Source organism: Pedobacter psychrodurus (assembly GCF_032678585.1).
Taxonomy (GTDB): Bacteria; Bacteroidota; Bacteroidia; order Sphingobacteriales; family Sphingobacteriaceae; genus Pedobacter; species Pedobacter psychrodurus_A.
On the sequence record NZ_JAVTSN010000036.1, the window covers coordinates 1 to 22212 of the forward strand.

The window sequence follows — 22212 nt, forward strand, 5'->3', positions numbered from 1 at the left end:
TGCCGCTGCTGTCAGGTTTAGGAACAAAGGTAGGTGAACGCTGCAGCCCCAAAAATGAAATACGGTTTTGGCCAATTTAGCCCCGGTTGTAGCGATACCCTGCAGCAACGAAGTATGAGGCAGCGAAGCGTATAAGCGTAAAATGGGAAGAAACTTAATGTTTTGAACTGGCCATGCGCTTCATAACAAAATTTGTGTGTTGAAAATGAAGCGTTTGTAACCCTGCTTTAATCATTAAATTGCTTTTAACACCCAGGTTTCGCGGATTCGGCCAATTTTATTCGCCTGCTCTTTCATTTTTTTTAGTAACTCACCATCAATGTATTTTAATGAGGAAAGCTGATGCCAAACTGAAGTTGCTTTGGTGATTAGCTTAAAACCTTGTTCTAAAAAGAAGTGTTCTGCCTGTTCAAAACTTTCAAACTTATTATCTTCTACATGGTGCGCCTCCAAAAATTGAGAAAAATGATCATTGTTCTCGTTTTTAAGTGCAGGGCGTTTAACATAAATATCAGCAGTGATCCAATAACCACCCCTTTGTTTTAACGATTTGTGGATGGTTTTACATAACGATATCTTTTCTTCGGTATTCAAATACACCAATAAACCTTCATTTATAATACTAACCGGACCAAGCGGCATTTGGTTCAGCGCATTCAGAAAAGCATCCTCGTCCAATACGTTTAAAGCTTCGGTTCTGAGTTTTCCTTTTAGGTTTAATTTCTCCTCAACAATTAGCCGCTCAACCAAATCTTTCTTGATATCGATAATGCCTTGCAGATCGGTATCCAGGTAATAAATAGTTGGATGCCTTAAAACCAGATCCAAGCCTCTAAAAGAGTAACCAGAAGAAATTTCTAAAATATTTAAAGAGCCAGAGGCAAAAAGTAAACTATCAAGTGATAAATACCTACTTTCGAAATGCACCAACCGTTTTAAAAATACCTCATCAAAATCTCTATTTGATAAATGTTCAAGCGCGTTATTGCCATAAATTAATTTTACGGCATCAGCAACAAAGGGAATATCCGTTAAGCTTTTGGCCAGCAATAGCGATTTTGCTGATGGACTTATCGAACTGTAATCACGATTCATTTGTAATTATACCAAAAAAATCTCTGTCTAAAACGGATACTTATTAAATGCGACCTGACTCATTGCGCTTTTTTCGAATAGCGCAATACAGGATTTATTATATTGAGGATCGAAGTTTACTTCTCCAGGCTCCAATGTTTTAGGCACATTGGCATTTTCCATAAAGAAGTAAACTTTTGTATTGCCATACTTGGTATGGGGCATTAAATTACCGTAATCTTCCATTTCTTGCCATACCGAATCTTTAACCGTTACTACATAAATCCGCTGTACAGGCCCGGTGTTGTTGGCATTTCGGTATTTCACGATTTCCTTGAAGCCTGCTTTCATATCTTCAATCCCCGGTTGGTCAAAAACATCTTTGACCATGAAAAATATCAGTATTAAAACGCCTATCGGGATGATATAAACTAACGATTTTTTGTTCATGCCTACAATAAAGGCAATATTTTCTCCATAACCGTCAATCCTTCGTCAATATGCTTTTGTTCGATACAAAGTGCTGGCCGGAAGCGGATGGTTTTTTCGCCACAACCTAAAAACATCACATTGTGTTCCAGTCCTTTAGAAATGAAAGTATTCCGCATTTCTTTGGTTGGGAAATCGAAAGAGCATAACAAGCCTCTTCCGCGTACATTGCTCATCTGATCGAATTTATGCGATAGACTTTCTAAGTTATCCTTTAAATAGGCACCCACTTTTGTGGCATTTTCACAAAGCTGGTCTTCTTCTATAATCTGTAAAATCTGTGTAGAACGTACCATATCTACGAGGTTTCCGCCCCAGGTAGAATTGATCCGGCTTGGCACTTTAAACACATTCGTTTCAATTTCATCTACCTTATTACCGACAAGGATACCACAAACCTGCATTTTTTTACCAAAAGCAATGATGTCTGGTCGGGCTTTTTCGTTAAAATGTTGATGGCACCAGAATTTACCTGTTAAACCAACACCGGTTTGTACCTCATCGTAGATTAAAAAGGCATCATTTTCATCGGCCAAAGTTTTAAGCTGGATCAGGAACTCTTCCCTCAGGTGATTATCGCCACCTTCAGATTGGATCGGCTCTACAATGATTGCACAGATATCATCTTTATTGTCGGCAAAAGCTTTTTTGATCTGCGCCAATGAAGTTTCTTCGGTTTGGATGGCATGACTTAAATGATCTCCCGAAAGCGGAAATTTAACCTCTGGAACAGAGACCCTTGGCCAATCAAATTTGGCAAACCATTTGGTTTTATCGGGAAGTGTATTAGTTAAACTTAAAGTATAACCGGTTCTTCCATGGAAAGCCCTTTCGAAATGTAAAACCTTAAAACCTTTTTCTTCATTATATCCTTTTGCGAAGTTTTTTTGAACCTTCCAGTCCATGGCTACCTTAATTGCGTTTTCTACCGCCAAGCCGCCGCCAGCAATAAAAAATGCATGTGGCAAGTAAGCTGGAATACCAACTTTAGAAAATGTTTCTACAAACTGTGCGTATTGCTGGGTATAAACATCCGAATTAGAAGGATTTGCCAGGGCCGCCTGAAAAAGACTTTTTTTAAATTCTTCATCATTGATCATTTTAGGATGGTTATAACCCAAAGGAACGGAAGCAAAACAAGTGAAAAAATCAAGTAAGGTTCTGTTGTATTTCGAATCGTAAATGTAGGCACCATTACTTTTCTCCATATCGTAGGTCAGGTCGAAACCATCAGCCAAAATATGCTTACTTAAAGATTCGTTAACGCGATTTGCTGGTACTGTTAATTGATACATAAACTTGGTTTTGGTACATTTCAAATTTAGTTAAATGTGCCTGAAATCAAAATTTAAGCGCTTTTTGTACCCTAATGGTAAAAAATAGGTTTAAACAGTTTAAAGTATGATTATAGACAAAATCGGGTTTTGGACTTCGCAGATGTGGAAAACTTTTTTGCTAAAACCTAGCGAAAAATTTTTAGTTCGCCCATTTTTAGTGGTCAATGCAGGTTCGGTACCCTTCTTGCATATTTCACTAATAGTAGTGACCCCTCCATTTCATTGCAAAGTGGCCGCCAATTGGATTGCCGAGTAAATACAATATTGTTCCTTTCCTTCTGAACAAATACCAACATCTCCTCCCAACTGCTTTTTATATTCAGTTTTTTCTAAAATAATCCATCCTGGACTCAAATTAGCCCAAAACCAGACGTTCTGGGTAACCCAAGTTACGAAATCTCAGAAAATGCGATATAAGCAGCTCAAAAGGACTGATGAACTAACACCATACCTTTAATCATAGAACTTCCTACAGGCTCTAATTTTGCTTAAATTCGAAGTAATATTTCTTGAAACTATGATCTAAAAAAGCGGCTAAGACAACCAAAACGGCCACTTTGCTCCGAAATCGAGCGTCAGTTTGAAGCAAAATGAGACGTCACTTTGAAAACGGAACGAACGGCCATTTTTCCTGAAATACCCAGCCTTGTTTCTTAATAATGTTTGCAGCCAGGATTTATGCGCTTCGGCTTGATGATACGGCTTGTTTCTCTAAAAGTTCAATCAAGGCCTTGGCTGTAGGTCCAGCCGAAAGCGGATTTTGCCCGGTAATGAGTAATCCATCTGTTTCTACGTGTGAAAGGAAGGGTACTAGTGCGGTTTTTAGCTTTGCGCCAAGTTCTTCAAGTCTGGTTTGCAGCAAATAGGGCATATTGCCACTACGGCCAACCATGGTTTCTTCGGTATTGCTGAAGGCAGAAATTGTTTTACCTTTCAGAAAACCCGGTCTTTGTTTTTCTGCGTTGATTAGCGCTGCGGGGCCATGACATACTGCGGCAACGGGTTTGCCTGCGTCAAGAAAATCATGTATCAAAATTCCGCTGTTGTTGTCAAAGGCCAGATCCCATATAGGACCATGTCCGCCAGGATAAAATACAGCATTATAATCTGTAGAGTGGATCTGGTTCAACGCTGTTGTATGTGAGAAAGCCTCTTTCGCTAATTCATCATCCAAAAATCTGCGGTTGGAACCGGTAATGTGTTCGGTCAGTTCACTCATCGGATCAATGGGTGGCCGGCCTCCTTTTGGACTGGCGAGGCTTACCGTAAAGCCGGCATCAATAAACTCATAATAAGGATCGGTAAATTCACCTAACCATACACCTGTTTTGTTCTCCGTGTTTTCCATCCCGCTATGCGAGGTAAGCACCATTAATATCTTCTTCATCTGGTCTTATTTAACATCATCTGGACCCAGTTCATTGCCTTCCTCATCGATCCGCTGGTGCTCGTCCCAATTTGACCCATCGCCGGGTTTGGTTTGTGGCTTGGTATCAGCTTGATTTTCTTGCTGTGCTTTTTCGTCTTTTTCTTTTGGATCTTCCATTTTTATTGATTTTTAGTTTAATTGATAACAAAACAGAAACACAATGGTTCGGGAATGTTGAAAAGACTTCGCGGAATAAGCGCTCTTTTAAATGGCCTGGTAAACAGGTTTACCAGGTTCCGATATGCGGAAGGTGAGGTTGATCCTCGGGCCGACATTCCTGGTAGTTTTTGGTATGTGGTGTTCGTACTGATCCTGCATAGTCTCATCCATCAGTAGAAAACTTCCAGGGGTCAGCGGTATATCCAAAATTGGAATGTCTTTTCTGGATTTATGGCGGACCTTAAAAATTCTGGTATCACCGAAAGTTACCGATGCAATATGATGATGTCTGCCGTCGGCTGGAAGGGTATCACTGTGCCAGGCAACCGAATCCTTTCCGTCTCGGTAAAGGTTTAACAATACGCGGTCAAAGATAACGTTACAGGTGTTTTCTGCCGCTTGTTTGATCTCCAGCAGGGTAGGCGTCCACTCGTTTCCGTTTTCACCACCATAATAGGCCGTCAGTCTGGGGTCAGCTACTATTTTATCATACATTTTACGCGTTCGCTGTTGCCAGGGTGTTTCGTTACGGAGCGTATTGAAATATTTATCAGCCAAGGTCTTGCTGAAAAAATGTTGCCATAACCTTAAGCTTGTTTGCGGGAATTGGAAATCGGTATACATTTTTATGCCTCCGTCAAACAGTTCCGTCTCTTCAAAAAGGGTCATAACGTAAAGTTACACTTTTTAATTAAAAACTAAAAATATTAGTATTTTGTGTGTCCATAACACATGATTTATTAAGTTTTGCCAGCAAAGCGTTACTGGTAAGGAGGGATCATAAGGATAACTTTGTTTAAATATTCTCATATTAAATATTTTATTTAGACTGGTCTGTCTAAAATTATAATTTTGTTTCATGAAAGAGAACAGCTTGCGCGAGCGGTTATTGGATACCGCTGGGCGTTTATTCTACGAACAGGGTTACCAGCAGACTGGGATTAACCAGATTATTGCCGAAGCAGGTATCGCCAGGGGTTCATTTTATTATCATTTCAGTTCCAAAAGTGGATTGCTGGTGGCCTACCTTGATCGTTTTGTGAACAATTGGATTGTGGGTGCTGATATTTTTCTCGCTGAAATCATAGATCCTAAAGCGCGTATTGCCGGACTGATCAGGTACCGTATCGCGAACCAAAAGAAAAATGGATTTAACGGTTGTGCTCTGGTGAAAGCAAATGCGGGGCTTGAGGCGGTAGACGGAGAACTGCGCAAACATATAGGAGAGCTTAAACAGCAGATGCGTGATTATGTTGCAGCTGTAATATCCCGTTCTGGCCATCAAAAGATTCTTTCTGATGAAGCATTGACCGATATGGTGGTGCTATTGGCTGATGGTGCGCTGGTGGGCACGGCGATTTATCACCATACAGAAGATCTTGAAAAAGCAGTTGAACTAATCACTGCACTGGTATGAACCGTCATGTTTCGCCATGGTTGGCGCTGTTGATTGTATTAACCGCTCCACTGTTATCCGTTATTGATGTATTTATTATAAACGTTGCTATTCCCTCAATCAAAACAGGTGTTCATGCGAGTGATGCCCAGATTCAGCTTGTTATTGCGGGCTATCTTTTGGGCTATGCTTCATTTTTGATCACAGGAGGAAGAATGGGCGATCATTATGGGAGAAAGCGTATTTTCTTTTGGGGAATGGTCGGTTTTACGCTGTTTTCTTGCCTTTGTGGAGTATCCCAAACGGCTACCCAGCTCAATATTGTGCGATTTTTGCAAGGGGTAAGTGCTGCTTTCATGGTTCCACAAGCCATTGCTTTTATCCAGGTGCTGTTTACCGATCCAACAGAACGGTCTAAGGCGGTCGGCTGGTTTGGTATTTCACTAGGTCTGGCTTCCATTATCGGGCAGGTGTTGGGCGGTTATTTTGCCGGGGGACATTTTTTTGTAGCAGGATGGAGGCTGATTTTTTTGGTCAACCTGCCGATCGGTATTTTATCGCTTTTGGCGGCACACCGCTATCTTCCCAAAACGGTTAGGCATAAGGGAGCCAAAATGGATGTTTCCGGTGTGGCAATTTTAACGCTGGCTTTGTTCAGTCTCATTTATCCACTCATTCAGGGACGCGAATCGGGCTGGCCCTGGTGGAGTTTTGCCTTATTGGTATTATCGGTACTGATCTTTGCATTTTTCTTTTTTAATCAGCGTAAAAAGAAATCGCTGGGCAAAAGCCCTTTGGTTGATGAAATGCTATTCGGTTTTCGCGATTTTAATATCGGTCTTTTGGCAGTGCTGTTCCATTTTATGATGCATACCTGTTATCTGTTGATGAGTGCGGTTTTCCTGCAAAACGGACTTGGTTTAAGTCCGTTGGTGTCAGGTCTGTATTTTGTTGCTCCGGGGCTGTTGTTTACATTAACTTCGGTATTGGCTTCAAGGTTGTTGCCCAGATATGGCACGCTTGTGATGCAGGTCGGGATCGTAATCATTGTCTTGACTTTTGGCCTTCAGATCGGTTATTTTAAAACAGGTGTCAGCGTGGTCACACTTTTTGTGCTGCAGGCACTTTATGGGTTTGGGAATGGTTTGGTGCTGCCTTCTTTATTGAATGTTACCCTACGCACAATGCCTGCTGAATTTGCGGGTGCCGCTGCAGGAATTTATTCCACTGTGCAGCAAACAGCTTCGGCTTTGGGTATCTGTATTATTGGCGGTCTGTTTTATAACATCAGTGAAAGCACCAAAAGCCCACAGCTCGCTTTTCATTATGGGCTTGTTGCAGATATTGTTTGTCTTTTACTGGTCAGTGTACTTTTGTTTTTCCTACCTAAAAAGGTGAATAGTAAGGTAGTGGATCATATTGGAGAATAAGCGGGCTGCCTGAAGGGATCTGGCCTATAATATGGGGCAAACAACGATTGTTTTAACCAACTGCCATTGTTGCCAGAATGTGTTACTTAATTCCCAGTTGGTGAAAAATATAGGCCAGCAACATTAAAATCAGTTGGAAAGATAATGCGCCGAGAATACAACATATGATCGCTTTAATATAATTTATTACCTTTTTTTCGCCAAAAAATTGTCCGATGGACCAAAAGATGTAAAAATATGAAGCAAATACGCCAACAGATGCTATTGGCTTCGTTTTAAATATTATCGAAATAAAAGCAGATAAACTAATGATCAAAAGCCCCTGACCAACCGAGTAACATAATAAAATGGTGATTTCGTAAACGTTGTATTTATGCTTTTTAAAAAACAGAGCAGTCCATAATGCTATGAAGAAGCCTATAATAAGTGAAGAATAACCTATATGGTTATTTGTCCAATCACTAATCTTTCTTTTTTCTAAAAATGTGTCAATGTTCCCAATTTTCTGGTCGAGTGAAAAGAAAATATATTCAATGTGGAAAAAGTGAAAAATAAGCGTGAATATCGTACCTGATAATATCAAAAAAATTAGCGGTTTTGTAACCTTGCTTCTGTCTTCCAAAATAAAATTTCGAACTAATCTTCCTGGTCTGACAAATAATTGTTTTACTGTGAACAAAAAACCGCTTTCAATATGTAGAAGGTGTTTTATTTCGTGAATGATATACGATGAATCGATCCGTTTTAACTTATTGTGGTGCGCTACACTGTCAACTTCTTCCATTTTAATTTTCAATCTGCGTTTTGCTGGTTTATAATTTTTGTTTACTTCTCAATAAGTGAACGCTATAATTTTTAAAGTAGAGTTCAGACATTAAAATTTTCCTACTCATGGATACAAGGCAAATATATCACATAGTTGTGATATTTGTGTTATCGGATATCATATTGGGACAATCCTAATTCTTCAAATAATAAAAATGCCTCAGAACCAGAGCTCAATTTTTAGGATCCTTGATATTTACAGTTTCTCGTCTTGAAGATTAAATATCTATACGCCATCTAAATAATTGATTTTCAGGAAAATAATTTGAAATATTATAAATCTTTGCCAATGTGATCTTGAAATCTATTCGGAATCAAATTCACTGATAAAATCAAGGCCTAATGCTTGGCCTATTTGTTGGGCATTGATCCCAATATCTTTGTTCAGCGTAAGCACCAGAATGGCATTTGATGTTGGTGAAATGTACATATCGTCTACTTCTAGGATCATACGCTCGGCAAGATCCAAATCTTGTACTTCCATGATAATGATTTCATCAAGCCGCTTTTTCGCTTTGTTATAGTAAAAATTAATATTCTTGATTTCACTGTTCTGCAGCCCCGTACTTTTAATGATTTGCGCCGGGCTAACTTTAACTTCTCCAGTCCATAAATAATGTTTTAGGTTTGTTTTTGAATTTGATTCTGGATGATCCAACTGCCCAAGATACCTTAGAAGACCCTGATAAGAAAACTGTTTAGGATTTAGACTTTTGTCCTGATAAGCGATTATGGCATTACAGGTTTCCATCTTGTTTTTTTTAAATAGCTTCCTAAGTTGTTCGGTATCAACCTGGCTATCCCTTGCAATCGTATTAATGTCTACAAGATCATCGTAATACTTAAAGATCATCAAGTCCTCATCATAGGTATCAAGACCTGTTTCTTTGCAGAACTGGCATCTTAATGTGGGTGAGGGTTCTGAATCCTCGTCGTGGCCTCCTATTGATGGCCCGTGATCATATGCTGCCCAGGCCTTTAAGTATATATTTTGATCTAAATAGGTTTCCAGTAATCTTTCGGACTCGATTTTTCCGGCCCATAGGTGTGTTATATGCATAGCGGATTGATGTTGAAGAATAAAACTATTGAAAATAAATCACGTATTTGTGATATTTTATAAAAAAGTTAACTTTGATTTTACTTCCTGAATTGATATGGCCAGCTTGATCAATGTTTTCATACCATTAGAAATTTTCCTTAAAGAGTTTGACAGTCTTTTAGCAAGCTCGGGCATGCATGTTTATGTCGAAAAGAAAGTTGGCAAAAAAAGCGTATTGCAAAACTTCAAACAAGGAGAAGCGCTTCCAACATCTGCGACTAAAGGTCATCCGGAAGTTTATATCACTTCTGAGGCTTTTGATCCGGAAAAGTACGCGAGTATCTATGATGATGGTTTTTGTATCCATGCCATTGTGCTACTGGGTGGTAGATCTACGCCCGGTGAGCTGGAGAACCTGAGCTTAAGGGTGATTTCGAAGACGCCGGATAAAGTAATAAAATACTTTTTTAATAAGTTGAACAAATATCTTAAAGGAAGCGGAGATTATGGGATAGGAGTGGGTGAAGGAATGTTATACAGCAAGACATTTTATCATCTTAAAGAAGTGAAAGGCAAAACTTTATGGTTCGATTTTGACAGGAAGTTCGGTTCGGTTTTAATCGGCGCAAGCTAAGCACAAAATTGGAAGCTCTGCCGCGTATTTTAAATTGTGCTGATTATTTTCTGTCTACAGTAAGGTCCTCGATTGAAAACGACTCATCAAGTAAGCAATAAATCTCCATATCCGGGTATTCTTTTTCAGCCTCAAAAATAAGCGAAAATACTGAGTCCGGATAAAACCTCACCATTGTAATGTTGAGGTCTCTTTGAAGATTGATATAGTCGCTGCTGGATGGTTTGTAATCAGAACCGGTATAGGCTGCATCGGTTAGCTCATTTGCAATAGCAATCATTAATCTATCCAGAATTTCTTTGGTAAGCCCTTTTATCCAGATTTGCGATATTGAAATCAGCGCATTAAAATCCTCCAACTTGCTATCCTCTTCTTCAAGATCAAATTCAATTGCGATTTTTCCAATATGAGGCAAACAAAAATTTGCATTTAACCTATCTTCAAGGAGTTTTAAATCCGTAAATCTTTCCATTTTTTCACTGATGTCTATCTTTTTGTTGTGGATCAGATTTTAAGCATTCAGGTCTTATATAGCTGAAATGAGATGTGGTGTCCATATGGCCGCTTATTTGCCGTCCATCAAGCTTCCAGCTTTCCCGTTTTCTAACTCTAGTTGCAAAAGCTGCCCTTTACAATCACCGCTGCAGTACGGTAAAGAGATTATTCCAGTTAAGATTAAAAATAGCTCGTATTTTTTCTTCATTGTAAAAATTGCTACTAGCCTTAGCCTGTTTTCTGCTTCAGAAGACATAAGAAAAGTTTAAGGCCTTTTAGGTATACCAAAAATAATAAATAATTTTTAAATCACAAATATGAGATATATTTTGTGTGCGTATTTAAGGTTGCTAATTCGGATTCTGTTCCAAAACATGGTTCCGTTAAACCGAAATGATTAAAATTTGACAACAGTTGAGTCGGCTGTTTGTGGCGCAATATCTTTGATGATGGCTTAAAAAATTGCATTTTGCAGCAAAGTTGAATGAAATGTTGAGAAAAGTTACGGATGGACCGGTTAGGAATAAGGAACGCACGAGGGATAAGATGATCGTTGCGGTGGGTGAGATTCTGAAAAAGGATGGTTTTTCTGGACTGAATATCAGTAGGATTGCTGATGAGGCCAAAGTTGACAGAAAGCTGATTTATGGATATTTTGGGAGCCTGGAGGGGCTGGTGCAGGCCTATCTCAATAAAAATGATTATTGGAAAATCAATGAGGAGGATATAGAAGGAATGGTGCAAACAGGTAGAGCAGATGGTGGGAAAGCGCTTGCATACAGTGTACTCGAAAATCAATTCGATAGCCTGATCGGCAACGAAGAAATGCGGCGGATCATCACCTGGGGCTTAAGTGAAAAAATGCCAATGTTAAAGGAGCTTGATCTAAAAAGGGAGAACATTGGCGACCAAGTACTGCGTGAGTTGATTGATGAGCACTTCGCAGGTAAGGATAAAAACTTTAGGGCGATGTACGCCTTATTAATGGGTGGAGTGTATTATCTTACGCTGCATGCCAAGATGCAGGAAAATCCATTCTGTGGCATAGACCTTCAGCAGGTTTCCGGTCAGGAGGAGATCAAAAAAGCACTCAAACAGTTTATCGATCTGGCCTATCTATAATGATTTGTATTTAATTATTCACTGCCATTTACCCCTTCTGCTATGGGTTCTGGATTTAATACAAATCTTTTGATTTTAGGATTAAAACGAACATTGAGATAACCACCAACTCTTCCAATTTGATTGGAAACGATAAAATCATTGCCTTTTCCAGTGGTAATATTATCGTAGATGATGGTCATCAGGTTTCCTGTCGGCGTCTCTACTGCCTCAAAATCGAGTATTTGAAAAATTTTGTTGTCTGCCTTTTTGATGATTTTTAAAGCAGTCATGCTGGCATCCCTGCCTTCCGTTTTCTTTGCGTATAAGCCCTCGAAATAGTAGTCTTTCAATGAAGGAGACTGAAGGATCTGGATATTGTTAAAGGATTCTGCTGCGAGGTCGCTGAGCCTGTTTGTAAGATTTAAGTTTACCTTTAATCTGTTTTTGCCTCCGCTCCAGCTACCTGTTAACTGTTGAAGCGAAAAATGAAGACTAAAAGTGGCAGAAGTCTGGTCACCCTTCCCAATTTCATAAAATTTAATCTTCTGGGTATTTTGATTAAAAACACCCTCGAGCCTTATGGGATTATTGAATCTATCATATTTATAAACACCAATAATATTATAGTTTTTTTTTGCCGGCTCTCCAAAATAACCTTCTTTTAACTGGAATGATAAAGTAACGGCATGCCGGTCAATAAATCCGGTGTAATTGTAGATATCATACCAACCAGCAAAGGTTTTTATTGAAGTAAAAAAAAGGAGAGTTATCAATACAATAAGTTTTGCTTTCATGATTATGAATGGGGTCATTATTCTGGCCCGGCAATATGCTCATTTTTTTCCTTTGCCACACACTTTGGTTTCGCGTTATCACGATTTTTCCAGACTCAGCAGGGTTTTGCGGTTTTCTGTAACCTCGCAGAAAAATGAAAAGGGTTGAACATATTTTGTCCAACCCTTTCTCTTTATCGTTTATAGATCTGAGTTCTGTTGTCTGTAATTTTACCTTTCCAGTTTAAACCAAAACCAAAGTCGTAGTGGTTTCCATCTAAATCTTTATAGGTTTCTACATCGAAAGGAACATCTTCTTTTTGTTTTTCAACGGTACTCATGTTTGCTGGCATCTGAATAGGCAATAAACCTGAAGGCTCATATTTGCCCGAGATGATATCTAAAACAGCTTGAGAGGAAACACTGAAGTTTAAAACAATAGCATCGGCATGCGATTCGAATTCGCTGAAAATCATGGGTTTGGTAGCCGTAACCGAAACAATTACCGGTTTATCTTTCATCATTTCTTTAGTGTCGAGGATGGTTTTTAAATCCATTGTATTGCTTGCTGTTACCGATTTACCTCTGAAGCTTCTGTCTGTAATTGTGGGGTCGATTACCGGATCTCCTGCTGCCATACTTTTTTCGCGGGCATCGCTTGCCGTATAAGTACCATACTGAAGCGTAATTGGAATATAACCATTCCCACCATTTTTGCGGTCTTCAGGATCGTAACCACCCAAGGCGCTTTGCGGACTGCTTACAAATACGATAGCAAAATCGGCCTGCTGTGGATCTGAAGTAAAGTTGTAGTACTTTTTAATCGTATTGGTATCTACAGGGTAATCGAATTTTGCCGCTACAAAATTACCCCACCAATCTTTACTGGCAGGCGTATAGATTTTCGGAACATAAACCGTTTTCTTTAATTGAATTGGCAAAACAGATTGGTGGTTTTTTAATAAAATAACCGATTTAACCTGTGCTTCATACCCTGCTCTCATAAATTCTTTGTTGCCCACAATTTCCTGACTTTCATCTGCATTGAGGTATGGGTTTTCGAATAAACCTACACGGAAAATATTTTTTAACAAACGGATGCCCGAAATTTCGAAACGTTCTCTGAAATTCTTTTCTCCAAATTGTTTTACACCCATTTGGTAAGCTTCCAGAACGGGTTTAACATCGTTATTTCCGCCAAACTGGTCAACGCCGGCCAATAAAACTTTATAATGTCTTTCAGCAACAGATAGTTTTTCTACTCCCCACGATTTTCCTGCAAACTGATCAGGTGTTTTACCTTCGTCGCCAGTGATTAACCAGTCTGTACAAACCACCCCATCGTATTTATATTTATCGCGGAGTAAATCGGTAATGATGTATTTACTAAAGCCATTGCCCACATTTTCTTTGTTTTTCGTGTCCTGATCAAAAGAAATGGTATAATAGGGCATTACCGCCGAAGCTTTGGCCGTTTTTCCATTTAATTTAAAAGCACCATTAATAAAGGGGCTAATATGTTCCTGGAGATTATTGCCCGGATAAACAGCAAACTTTCCGTACGCCCAGTGTCCATCGCGGCCACCTTCTTCAGGGCCACCGCTTGGCCAGTGTTTCACCATCGCATTTACGCTGTTATAACCCCATCCATCCTTAATTTCTGCTTTGCCCAATGAGGTTTGAAAACCATCAATGTACCCTCTGGCCATATCCGTAGTGAGCTTGCTGCTTTCGCCAAAAGTCATGTTGATACGGTACCAACGGGGTTCTGTTCCCAAATCAATTTGTGGTGAAAGTGCCGTGGCTATACCTAAGGCCCTATATTCTTTAGCTGCAATTTGCCCGAATTGTTGAACAATTGTCGGGTCGAATGTTGCCGCCATTGCCAGGCCATCTGGCCAAAGCGAAATCTGTCCGCCCGATCCCTCATTAAACTCCGAAGTTACGGTAGCGGTATGTCTGGGGTCGCTACTGTTGTTCGTTGGAATTCCCAATCCAATGGCTTCAACAAAAGCCTGCGCATTATTATTCCAAAGTGCAGCATCTTTTGGCGATTTTACAGTTGTAATGAGCACATGACGTAAATTATCGTTCTTTAAAAATGCCTTTTGCTGATCGGTTAAATCAGATGTTTTAGCACCGCTTTTTGCAAAAGTTTTACCACCGTACATACCTGCTCTAATACCGCTTTCTGCACCAGGGATCGATTGGTGGATACTATAAAGCATCAATCCGGCAATTTGCTCAACCGACATTTTTTTAACGAGGTCTTTTGCTCTTTCCTCTGCCGGTAAACGCCAGTCTTCATATTTGTCGAGCTTGCCGTTTTTGTTTAAGTCCTTAAATTTTAATCCATTTAAGATAAGGATTTTTACTCCTGAAAGAGGGGAATAACCTAAGGTTGCTCCGTTTTTGTTGGTCACCGTAGTGAAAACATCCTGCGCCATAAGCCCAGAAAAACCCAGCATAAAAAGTCCGGTAAGGAGAATTTGGCTAATAAACTTTGATTTCATAATCTTTATTGTTGATGTCAGATCTGATTTGGTTAGGTAAATCCACTTGAAAAGATTTATCATTGTATCATATTGATACAATGATAAAATTATTTTCTAAGAGTTCAAAATTTATATTTTTGTGTATGGATGAAATGTCGGTATTTGAGCAAAGGAGTAAAGCATTCTATCAAACCCATCTGCCTCACATTTCGATAGATTGTGTGGTTTTCGGGTTTCATATCAATACCCTTAAAGTTTTGCTTGTTAAAATGAAAGGGCAAGAAAAATGGGCTTTGCCGGGTGGTTTTTTAAATAAGGAGCAAGACTTGAATGAGGCTGCAAAAACGATCCTTGAGGAGAGGACAGGCGCCGAAAAAGTTTTTTTAGAGCAATTCAAAACTTTTGGTGAGCTGGGAAGATCAGAAAGCGATCTGGGTTATATGCCGGAAGATTTTTGGTTCAGACAGCGATTTCTTTCCATCGGTTATTATGCCTTGGTGGATTATGAAAAAATTATGCCCGTTGTGGATGAAATTTCAATTGCCTGCGAATGGAAGGATATAAACGATCTGCCGGAGATGATGATGGATCATCGGAAGATTTATGAAGAAGCATTAGCGGTAATGCGTTTTCAATTAAATTTTAAACCAATCGGTTATAACTTGTTACCGGAAGAATTTACGATGCCCGAATTGCAAAAACTGTACGAAACTATTCTTGGCAAAACACTAAGCCGGGGGAATTTCCAGCGTAAAATGTTGGCCTACGATATTTTTATCAAACATGATAAAGGAAGGAGAGGCGGGGCACACCGTTCGCCAATTCTATACAGTTTTGATCAGGATAAATATAATCACGCACTTAGCAGGGGATTAAAGGAAGCCTGGTAAATGTTTGCAGATTTTACGCTTATATGGCTAAGGTTTTTACCAGTGTAGCTACTTTTTTGATTGGGCATAACACCACATTTGTATCATATTAAAGCGATGGGATATGAAAAATGAAATTAAAGGAAAAGTTGTTGTTATTACTGGTGCAAGTAGTGGAATTGGCAGGGCGATTGCCAAAGAACTGGGGCGTGCAGGTGCAAAAATAGTTTTGGGTGCGAGGCGAAAAAAACAATTGAGCAACTTGTCTGAGGAAATCAACAATCAAGGTGGAGAATCATCCTATATAGAAACGGACGTAATAAATAGAACTGCTTTGGTAGCATTGGTTAATAAAGCTGTCGATAATTATGGTACATTGGATGTAATCATCAACAACGCTGGTGTTGGACAGTTGAGTAGAATCGATGCCCTTGATGTGGAAGGTTGGGAAGAAATGATCGATATTAATCTTAAAGGTGTATTATACGGAATGGCAGCAGCTATACCTGTCTTTAAAAGACAAAATTCAGGGCATATCATCAATATTATTTCTACCTCTGGAATAAAAATTGTGCCCGAACAAGGTGTATATGCCGCAACGAAAAACGCCGTACGTACAATTGCAGAAGCCTTTAGGCAGGAATCGGATGGAACTATCCGCATCACGGGAATTTCCCCAGGCGTAGTGAAGACTGATTTGGCAAATGGTATGAAAAATGAGGCTATGAAAAACGCAATTATCGAAAATATGGAGAAAATGGCCATAAGCCCTCAAGCCATTGCCGATGCAGTAATATACGCAATGAGTCAACCCCTTGATGTTGAAGTGGGTGATATGGTTATCCGTCCGTCGGCGCAACGCTAAAATTTTATCATATGCAAACAGGTCCAGATCACTATCATTTTAAAAGTATTTCAAAACTGATGCACTTTTTGGGATATCCCGCACCTTTGCACCCATTGGTGGCTTTGGTTAATTATGATAACCTGGTGCCACCATCTTTCGGGGCTGGAAAAAGGATCAGTCTTGATTTTTATAAAATTTCGTTTAAGGATAAATTTAGCGGAAGTGTAAGGTATGGCCAGGGCTATTATGACTTTGAAGAAGGTGATATGGCATTTTTGAAACCAAGACAGGTGGTGGTATCTTCAGGTCATTCTGACGGTTACGAAGGTTATGTTCTGTATTTTCATGCCGATCTGATTAAGAATTATGAATTGGACAGTTTGATCAACCAGTATGGTTTTTTTTCATACGATGTTTCTGAAGCATTGTTTTTATCGGCAAAAGAAAAAGAAATCATTTCAGGTTTATTTGCCGGGATTGCTACGGAGCTTGAAAACAATATTGATCAGTTTAGTCAGGATGTGCTGGTATCCCAACTTGCGCTGATCCTGAATTTTAGCAACCGGTTTTACAACAGACAGTTCATTACCCGAAAGCAAATCAATCACCAAACAGTGGCTGCGCTGGATAAGTTACTTGATGTTTACTTTAATGATGGTGTCGGACTCAAAAACGGACTGCCTACGGTAAAATATGTAAGCGGACAAATGGGTTTATCAGCGCGTTATCTGAGTGATATGTTAGGTTCACTTACCGGATTAAATACCCAGCGGTACATTCAGGATAAGATTATCGAACATTCCAAATCCTTGCTGGGGGCATCATTACTTTCGATATCAGAAATCGCTTATCAGCTTGGTTTTAGTCATCCACAATCGTTTAGCAAGTTTTTTAAGATCAAAACAGACCTCTCGCCATTGGCCTTCCGGCAATCGTTCAGTTGATAAAAGTATTTTTATCCGTCAGCCATTTCTTTCTTTGATTTCCTATCGATTTTCTCTTCATTTTTCGAAGGTTCTAAAGGATTGTAATAGTTCTTTAACATCACAAAGATTGATCGGATAAATAGCGCAGCTTAATTGTTTGAGTTAACATTAACTTAATACGGATCGTGTTCTTTTGTCAAAGATTGCAATGAAAATGCACAATGACATGATAAAATACCTTATCCTCCTCTTAATACCCCTAAGTTTTATCTCTGTTACCAAGGCTCAGGACGAAAAGTTCGAATCTATAATTTCCGTTAATCAGAAAAATCCAACGCAGGCCTTAGTTGAACTGAAGAAAATTTATGCAAAGGCCATTGATGGAAATGATGAACTTTTAGAAGGAAAGTGTTTACAGCAAATGGGAAAGGTTTGTTATACCCAGGGACACTTTAGTCTATCCTTAGAGTTTTTTTTAAAAGCCGATCATATCTTTAATATTGAAGAAAAACCCTTACTTATTGCAGCTAATTTGGCCGATGTGGGCATTTTATATTATTATATGAAACAGCCTGTTAAGGCCATGAATGCCTACGGAAGAGCCCTGAATATCTATAAAAAGCACGATGATTTAAAAGGACAGGCGGCTGTTTTTGGAAATATCGGACAACTTTACGAAAAGCGGCAAAATTACGATAGTGCCTTTTATTACCAGAGGATAGCCTTAAAAATAAACGAAAGGATTAATGATAAAAGTGGCGCCGCTAAAATATACGAGAATTTAGGAAGCATATATGAAGATCAGGAAAAATACGACCTGGCTTATGCAAATTTCAAACAATCGCTTGATCTTTATAAGCTCGATCATAACAATTTAGCGAGCATTGAGGTGATTAATAATTTGGGCGATATTTTGCGCAAAACCGGTCGCTACAAAGAAAGTATTAAACAAACTGCTGCGGCAATGAAACTGGCCGGCGATTTGGGCAATATTTATCAACTGGCATCATGTTGCAGAGATCTGGGCAAAGCCTACGAACTGTTGCATCAGATGGATAGTGCTTATTTTTATGTTAAACTCGGCTATAAACATACGATCGACCTTTACTCTCAGGATGGAGCAAGGCAAGTAGCTTTTTTACAGGTATTGTACGACATCAACAAAAAAACCACTGAAATAAATAAACTGGAAAATGATAAAAAAGTGAATAGAATCATTGCTTTTGCCTCAACCATAGTGGTTATCTTATTAATTGTGTTGGGTTTTGTGGTTTTCAGCAGGCAACGCTTTAAACTTAAAGATCAGCAAACATTGGCCAGGCAAAAGGATATCGAACACGATATGACGAGTTTGGCGTTAAAAAATCTTCAGCTCGAAGAACACAATCTAAAGCAATTGCTCGAGGTTAAAAGTAGAGAACTGTCTACCCATACCTTAAACCTGATTAAACACAACCAGTTTTTGGAGAACCTTCGGACCACCTTACAGGCCATGGTAAAAGAAGATAAGCGCGATCAGAAAAAGCAGATGAACCAAATCCTGACAGAAATTAACCAGAGCTTTAACCACGAGCGTAACTGGAAAGAATTTACTGTTGCTTTCGAACAGGTACACCATCAGTTTCTCGAAGGCCTCAAAAAATATAGCAACGAGCTTACTTCTGCCGATATGCGCCTGATCGCATTGCTAAAAATGAATCTCGATTCAGGAGATATCGCAACATTGCTTGGCATTTCTACTGATAGTTTGCGGGTATCTCGTTACAGGCTCCGGAAAAAGTTAAATCTTGCACAAGGTGATAATTTATCAGCCTTTATTCAGGCGTTATAAGCGTTACATCAGCTACAATATATCTGCTCTCTTTAACCCTTTTTAGGGGCTTAACAATTTGTTAATGTAACGGTAATAAAAGCATAACGGAGTTTTTTGTGATATGTAATTAGTTGATAATCATTTGATTGTATTTTTATGTTGCTTTTTGATATATGGCCTTTGTAACGCTGTTGCCTTTATGTAACCCCAATAATTTCTTTGTGTAAACTGGTGTATACACCTTTGCCCCGTCGATAAATAAAAAGGACATTACCAAACAATGAATAAACGATTACAAATTCTGTTTTTACTTCTTTTTTGTGCGGGCACAGCCAATGCCACAAAACTGAAGGGCCACGTTTATGATAAACAGACCGGAGAGGCTATAGTAGGTGCTACGGTGGTTTTAGAAAGCCCAAGGCGTATCACCAATACAGGTCTGGATGGGACTTTTGAATTTAAGGATGTAAAAGTAGGTGCTGCCACCATCAGTGTAAGTTACATTACCTACAAAACGATTATCCAAACCGTAACTGTGGTGAAAGAGGATAATGATCACTTAAAGTTTTATATGGAAAGTGATTCGAAAAGCCTTGATGATATTACCATTAAAACCAATGCCGTGAGTTCTACCGATCAGGGGGCAAGGCGTTTGGAAAAAAATGCTACCCAACTGATGAACATCGTATCCGGCAAGTCGATCGAGATTTCGCCAGATTTAACCGTTGCAAACGTGATGCAACGTATTTCGGGAGTTTCCATTGAGCGCAACAGCAATGGCGACGGACAATACGCCATATTAAGGGGCATGGATAAACGCTATAATTACACACTCGTAAATGGTGTGAAAATCCCGAGTCCGGACAATAAATACCGTTATGTTCCGCTTGATCTTTTCCCTTCCGACCTGCTCGACCGCTTAGAGGTGTATAAAACCCTTACACCGAATTTAGAGGGCGATGCCATTGGTGGAGCCATTAACATGGTGATGAAAAATGCGCCCCGCCAGTTACAGGTAAATGCGAATATCTCAACCGGTTACAGTCAGTTGTTTTTCGATCGTAAGTTTGCCAGTTATGATGCTTCAGGTATCAATTATAAATCGCCTTATGAGTTAAATGGAAAAAGCTATAATGCTACACAGAACGACTTTACAAAGGGCACGATTGATTATAAATATAAAAATCCGGCGCCTAACTTAATCGGAAGTTTATCTATAGGTAAACGCTTCCTGGATGAAAAACTAGGGGTGATTTTAGCCGGAAGCTATCAAAATACATACCGTGGCAGCAACAGTACGTTTTATAACAATGCTGTTGTTGGAAGTGATACGTATGCCACCATTACAAGTAAAAGTTACCGCGAATTTTCTGAGCAACAGCAACGTACTGGTTTACACGGAAAAATTGATTACGTTTTTAACAAAGATCATCAGATCAGCCTTTATAACGTGTATGTTAACCTGAAAAATCAACAGGTTAGAGATGCGGTAACCACCACTTATAACGGAGTGTATAATCCTACCGCAGGAAATGCAGAATTGGTTTACGATACGCGTAGCCGCTTAACCGAACAGCAGATTTACAACAGTACCCTGCATGGCGATCATAAATTCTTCGATAGTAAATTTAAGCTACAGTGGTCTGCGGTTTATTCTTCGGCTAAAAACGATGTACCCGAAAATACAAGTATCAGCCTGAATGGAATGGAACAAAATTTTCAGCGCAAACGTACCAGTTTGGTTAATAGTAATCCGGTTACCCGTAGGTGGGAACGCAATACTGATGAAGATTTAGCAGGTTATCTGGATTTGACCTATCGTGTTTTAACAGGTGAGCATAAATTGGATATCATGGCCGGAGGTTTATATCGCGATAAACAAAGAAGCAGCTTCTTTAATAATTACAGTTTGGCTCCGAACGCAGATGATGCACACGATATTTATGGGGTAGATTTTCAGAATTATACCGATCTGAACCTGGTGGTAAGTAACCCAACTGGAGCGGTAGCCAATTCGCTTACCTATGATGCAACTGAAAAAATCGGTGCTGGTTATGGAATGTTTAAATATGCCTCAGCTAAGTTAGAAGTAGTTGGTGGAGCGAGGGTAGAGCATACGAATCAGGGTTATAACCTGCTTTTTGCGGCAGGAGAATCCTTTCCAAAGGGAAACCAGATTTACACGGATATATTACCCAGTTTAACAGCAAAATATTTTCTAACAGAAAAAGCTCAATTGCACGCTTCTTATTACAAAGCGCTAAACCGTCCGGGATTCTATGAAATTGTGCCCGGAAAAGTAGTCAATGAAGAATTCCAGGAACGCGGTAATCCAAACCTGCAACGTGCACTGGCCGATAACTACGATCTACGGTACGAGCTTTTTCCAGGTGCTTCTGAGCAATTGTTGGTTGGTGTTTTCTATAAAAAGATCAAAAATCCTATCGAATATACATTTCAGGCTGATGCCACCCGCGGACAGGATATTTATTATACCCCCGGAAACTTTGGTACGGCAAATAACTATGGTGCAGAATTAGATTATATCAAGTATTTCAGTAAAATCGGCTTAAAAGCCAATTATACCTATACGCATTCGCGTATTGTTACCACTAAAACGACAAGAAGCATTAATAGTACAACTGGTGATATACAGGCGCTTTCTGTTGATCAGGAACGCCCGCTTTATGGTCAGTCGGCACATATTGCCAACGTATCGTTATTATTTAAAGACAGTAAAAAAGGCTGGGACGCTCAAATTGCAGGTGCTTACACTGGGCCGCGTATCAATACGGTTTCTCAATTTTTAAACAACGATTTATGGCAGGAAGGATTCATCCAGATGGATGCATCTGCCGAGAAACGCTTTAAGGGTGGAATCAGCGTTTTTGTAAAAGCCAACAACATTTTAAATACGCCAACAAAATTATTTATTAAAGGTACCAATCCAGAAAACGATAAGATCAATGAAGATCTGGTTAAAAATGGAAATACATTGATCAGAAGTGATTATTACGGCCAAAACTACCTTGTTGGCTTCAGATATAAATTTAATTAATTAGAATTTAAAGATAC

Annotated in this window: 21 protein-coding genes; 9 read left to right on the top strand and 12 right to left on the bottom strand. The window is 39.3% G+C overall.

Features of this window, described 5'->3' with window-relative positions:
* Positions 1-234: 234 nt before the first annotated feature.
* From R2S57_RS21090 to R2S57_RS21115, 6 genes are all read right to left on the bottom strand, one after another.
* A complete protein-coding gene (locus R2S57_RS21090; protein WP_316846923.1) occupies positions 235-1095 on the bottom strand; it encodes a hypothetical protein in 861 nt (286 codons plus the stop codon).
* Positions 1096-1122: 27 nt separating this feature from the next.
* Entirely contained in the window at positions 1123-1524 is a 402-nt protein-coding gene (locus R2S57_RS21095; protein WP_316846924.1) for a hypothetical protein, read from the bottom strand.
* Positions 1525-1526: 2 nt separating this feature from the next.
* A complete protein-coding gene (gene lat / locus R2S57_RS21100) occupies positions 1527-2858 on the bottom strand; it encodes an L-lysine 6-transaminase (RefSeq protein ID WP_316846925.1) in 1332 nt (443 codons plus the stop codon).
* A gap of 718 nt (positions 2859-3576) precedes the next feature.
* A complete protein-coding gene (locus tag R2S57_RS21105) occupies positions 3577-4287 on the bottom strand; it encodes a type 1 glutamine amidotransferase domain-containing protein (protein ID WP_316846926.1) in 711 nt (236 codons plus the stop codon).
* A 6-nt stretch (positions 4288-4293) separates the two neighbouring features.
* Positions 4294-4446 carry a hypothetical protein gene (locus tag R2S57_RS21110; RefSeq protein ID WP_316846927.1) on the bottom strand — a complete coding sequence of 51 codons (153 nt, stop codon included), beginning with the start codon at positions 4444-4446 and terminating at the stop codon, positions 4294-4296.
* 87 nt (positions 4447-4533) lie between these two features.
* Positions 4534-5157, bottom strand: a complete 624-nt coding sequence (locus tag R2S57_RS21115; protein WP_316846928.1) for an alpha-ketoglutarate-dependent dioxygenase AlkB family protein — start codon at positions 5155-5157, stop codon at positions 4534-4536.
* 190 nt (positions 5158-5347) lie between these two features.
* On the opposite strand from R2S57_RS21115, the gene R2S57_RS21120 reads away from it, so the two are divergent.
* Positions 5348-5905, top strand: a complete 558-nt coding sequence (locus R2S57_RS21120; RefSeq protein WP_316846929.1) for a TetR/AcrR family transcriptional regulator — start codon at positions 5348-5350, stop codon at positions 5903-5905.
* A complete protein-coding gene (locus R2S57_RS21125; protein ID WP_316846930.1) occupies positions 5902-7314 on the top strand; it encodes an MFS transporter in 1413 nt (470 codons plus the stop codon). The genes R2S57_RS21120 and R2S57_RS21125 overlap by 4 nt, the downstream gene beginning before the upstream one ends.
* Positions 7315-7396: 82 nt before the next feature.
* Here R2S57_RS21125 and R2S57_RS21130 read toward each other — a convergent pair whose 3' ends face one another.
* Positions 7397-8098: a DUF3667 domain-containing protein gene (locus tag R2S57_RS21130; protein ID WP_316846931.1), complete on the bottom strand. Its 702-nt coding sequence runs from the start codon at positions 8096-8098 to the stop codon at positions 7397-7399.
* Between the two features lie 345 nt (positions 8099-8443).
* On the bottom strand, positions 8444-9199 hold the full coding sequence (locus R2S57_RS21135) for an immunity 22 family protein (RefSeq protein ID WP_316846932.1): 756 nt from the start codon (positions 9197-9199) through the stop codon (positions 8444-8446).
* A 97-nt stretch (positions 9200-9296) separates the two neighbouring features.
* Here R2S57_RS21135 and R2S57_RS21140 point away from each other — a divergent pair, with 97 nt between their 5' ends.
* The gene (locus R2S57_RS21140; protein ID WP_316846933.1) at positions 9297-9815 is read left to right on the top strand and encodes a hypothetical protein; all 519 of its coding nucleotides are present in this window, start codon (positions 9297-9299) and stop codon (positions 9813-9815) included.
* Between the two features lie 43 nt (positions 9816-9858).
* Here R2S57_RS21140 and R2S57_RS21145 read toward each other — a convergent pair whose 3' ends face one another.
* Both R2S57_RS21145 and R2S57_RS21150 read right to left on the bottom strand, forming a co-directional pair.
* Positions 9859-10287: a hypothetical protein gene (locus R2S57_RS21145; RefSeq protein WP_316846934.1), complete on the bottom strand. Its 429-nt coding sequence runs from the start codon at positions 10285-10287 to the stop codon at positions 9859-9861.
* Between the two features lie 93 nt (positions 10288-10380).
* Positions 10381-10566 (bottom strand): hypothetical protein, encoded by a 186-nt coding sequence (locus tag R2S57_RS21150; RefSeq protein ID WP_316846935.1) that lies wholly within the window; start codon positions 10564-10566, stop codon positions 10381-10383.
* Positions 10567-10799: 233 nt separating this feature from the next.
* On the opposite strand from R2S57_RS21150, the gene R2S57_RS21155 reads away from it, so the two are divergent.
* Positions 10800-11432, top strand: coding sequence for a TetR/AcrR family transcriptional regulator (locus R2S57_RS21155; protein WP_316846936.1), 633 nt, complete (start codon positions 10800-10802; stop codon positions 11430-11432).
* 14 nt (positions 11433-11446) lie between these two features.
* On the opposite strand, the gene R2S57_RS21160 is transcribed toward R2S57_RS21155, so the two are convergent.
* Both R2S57_RS21160 and R2S57_RS21165 read right to left on the bottom strand, forming a co-directional pair.
* A complete protein-coding gene (locus R2S57_RS21160; protein ID WP_316846937.1) occupies positions 11447-12208 on the bottom strand; it encodes a hypothetical protein in 762 nt (253 codons plus the stop codon).
* A 173-nt stretch (positions 12209-12381) separates the two neighbouring features.
* Entirely contained in the window at positions 12382-14700 is a 2319-nt protein-coding gene (locus R2S57_RS21165; RefSeq protein ID WP_316846938.1) for a glycoside hydrolase family 3 protein, read from the bottom strand.
* Between the two features lie 125 nt (positions 14701-14825).
* Here R2S57_RS21165 and R2S57_RS21170 point away from each other — a divergent pair, with 125 nt between their 5' ends.
* The 5 genes from R2S57_RS21170 to R2S57_RS21190 all read left to right on the top strand — a co-directional run bounded on the left by R2S57_RS21170 (position 14826) and on the right by R2S57_RS21190 (position 22195).
* Complete coding sequence (locus R2S57_RS21170; RefSeq protein ID WP_316846939.1) at positions 14826-15572, top strand: NUDIX hydrolase; 747 nt, start codon at positions 14826-14828, stop codon at positions 15570-15572.
* 103 nt (positions 15573-15675) lie between these two features.
* Positions 15676-16416, top strand: coding sequence for an SDR family oxidoreductase (locus R2S57_RS21175; protein ID WP_316846940.1), 741 nt, complete (start codon positions 15676-15678; stop codon positions 16414-16416).
* An 11-nt stretch (positions 16417-16427) separates the two neighbouring features.
* Positions 16428-17342: an AraC family transcriptional regulator gene (locus tag R2S57_RS21180; RefSeq protein ID WP_316846941.1), complete on the top strand. Its 915-nt coding sequence runs from the start codon at positions 16428-16430 to the stop codon at positions 17340-17342.
* A 208-nt stretch (positions 17343-17550) separates the two neighbouring features.
* The gene (locus R2S57_RS21185) at positions 17551-19155 is read left to right on the top strand and encodes a tetratricopeptide repeat protein (protein ID WP_316846942.1); all 1605 of its coding nucleotides are present in this window, start codon (positions 17551-17553) and stop codon (positions 19153-19155) included.
* A gap of 262 nt (positions 19156-19417) precedes the next feature.
* Complete coding sequence (locus R2S57_RS21190; RefSeq protein WP_316846943.1) at positions 19418-22195, top strand: TonB-dependent receptor; 2778 nt, start codon at positions 19418-19420, stop codon at positions 22193-22195.
* The last annotated feature ends 17 nt before the right edge of the window (positions 22196-22212 follow it).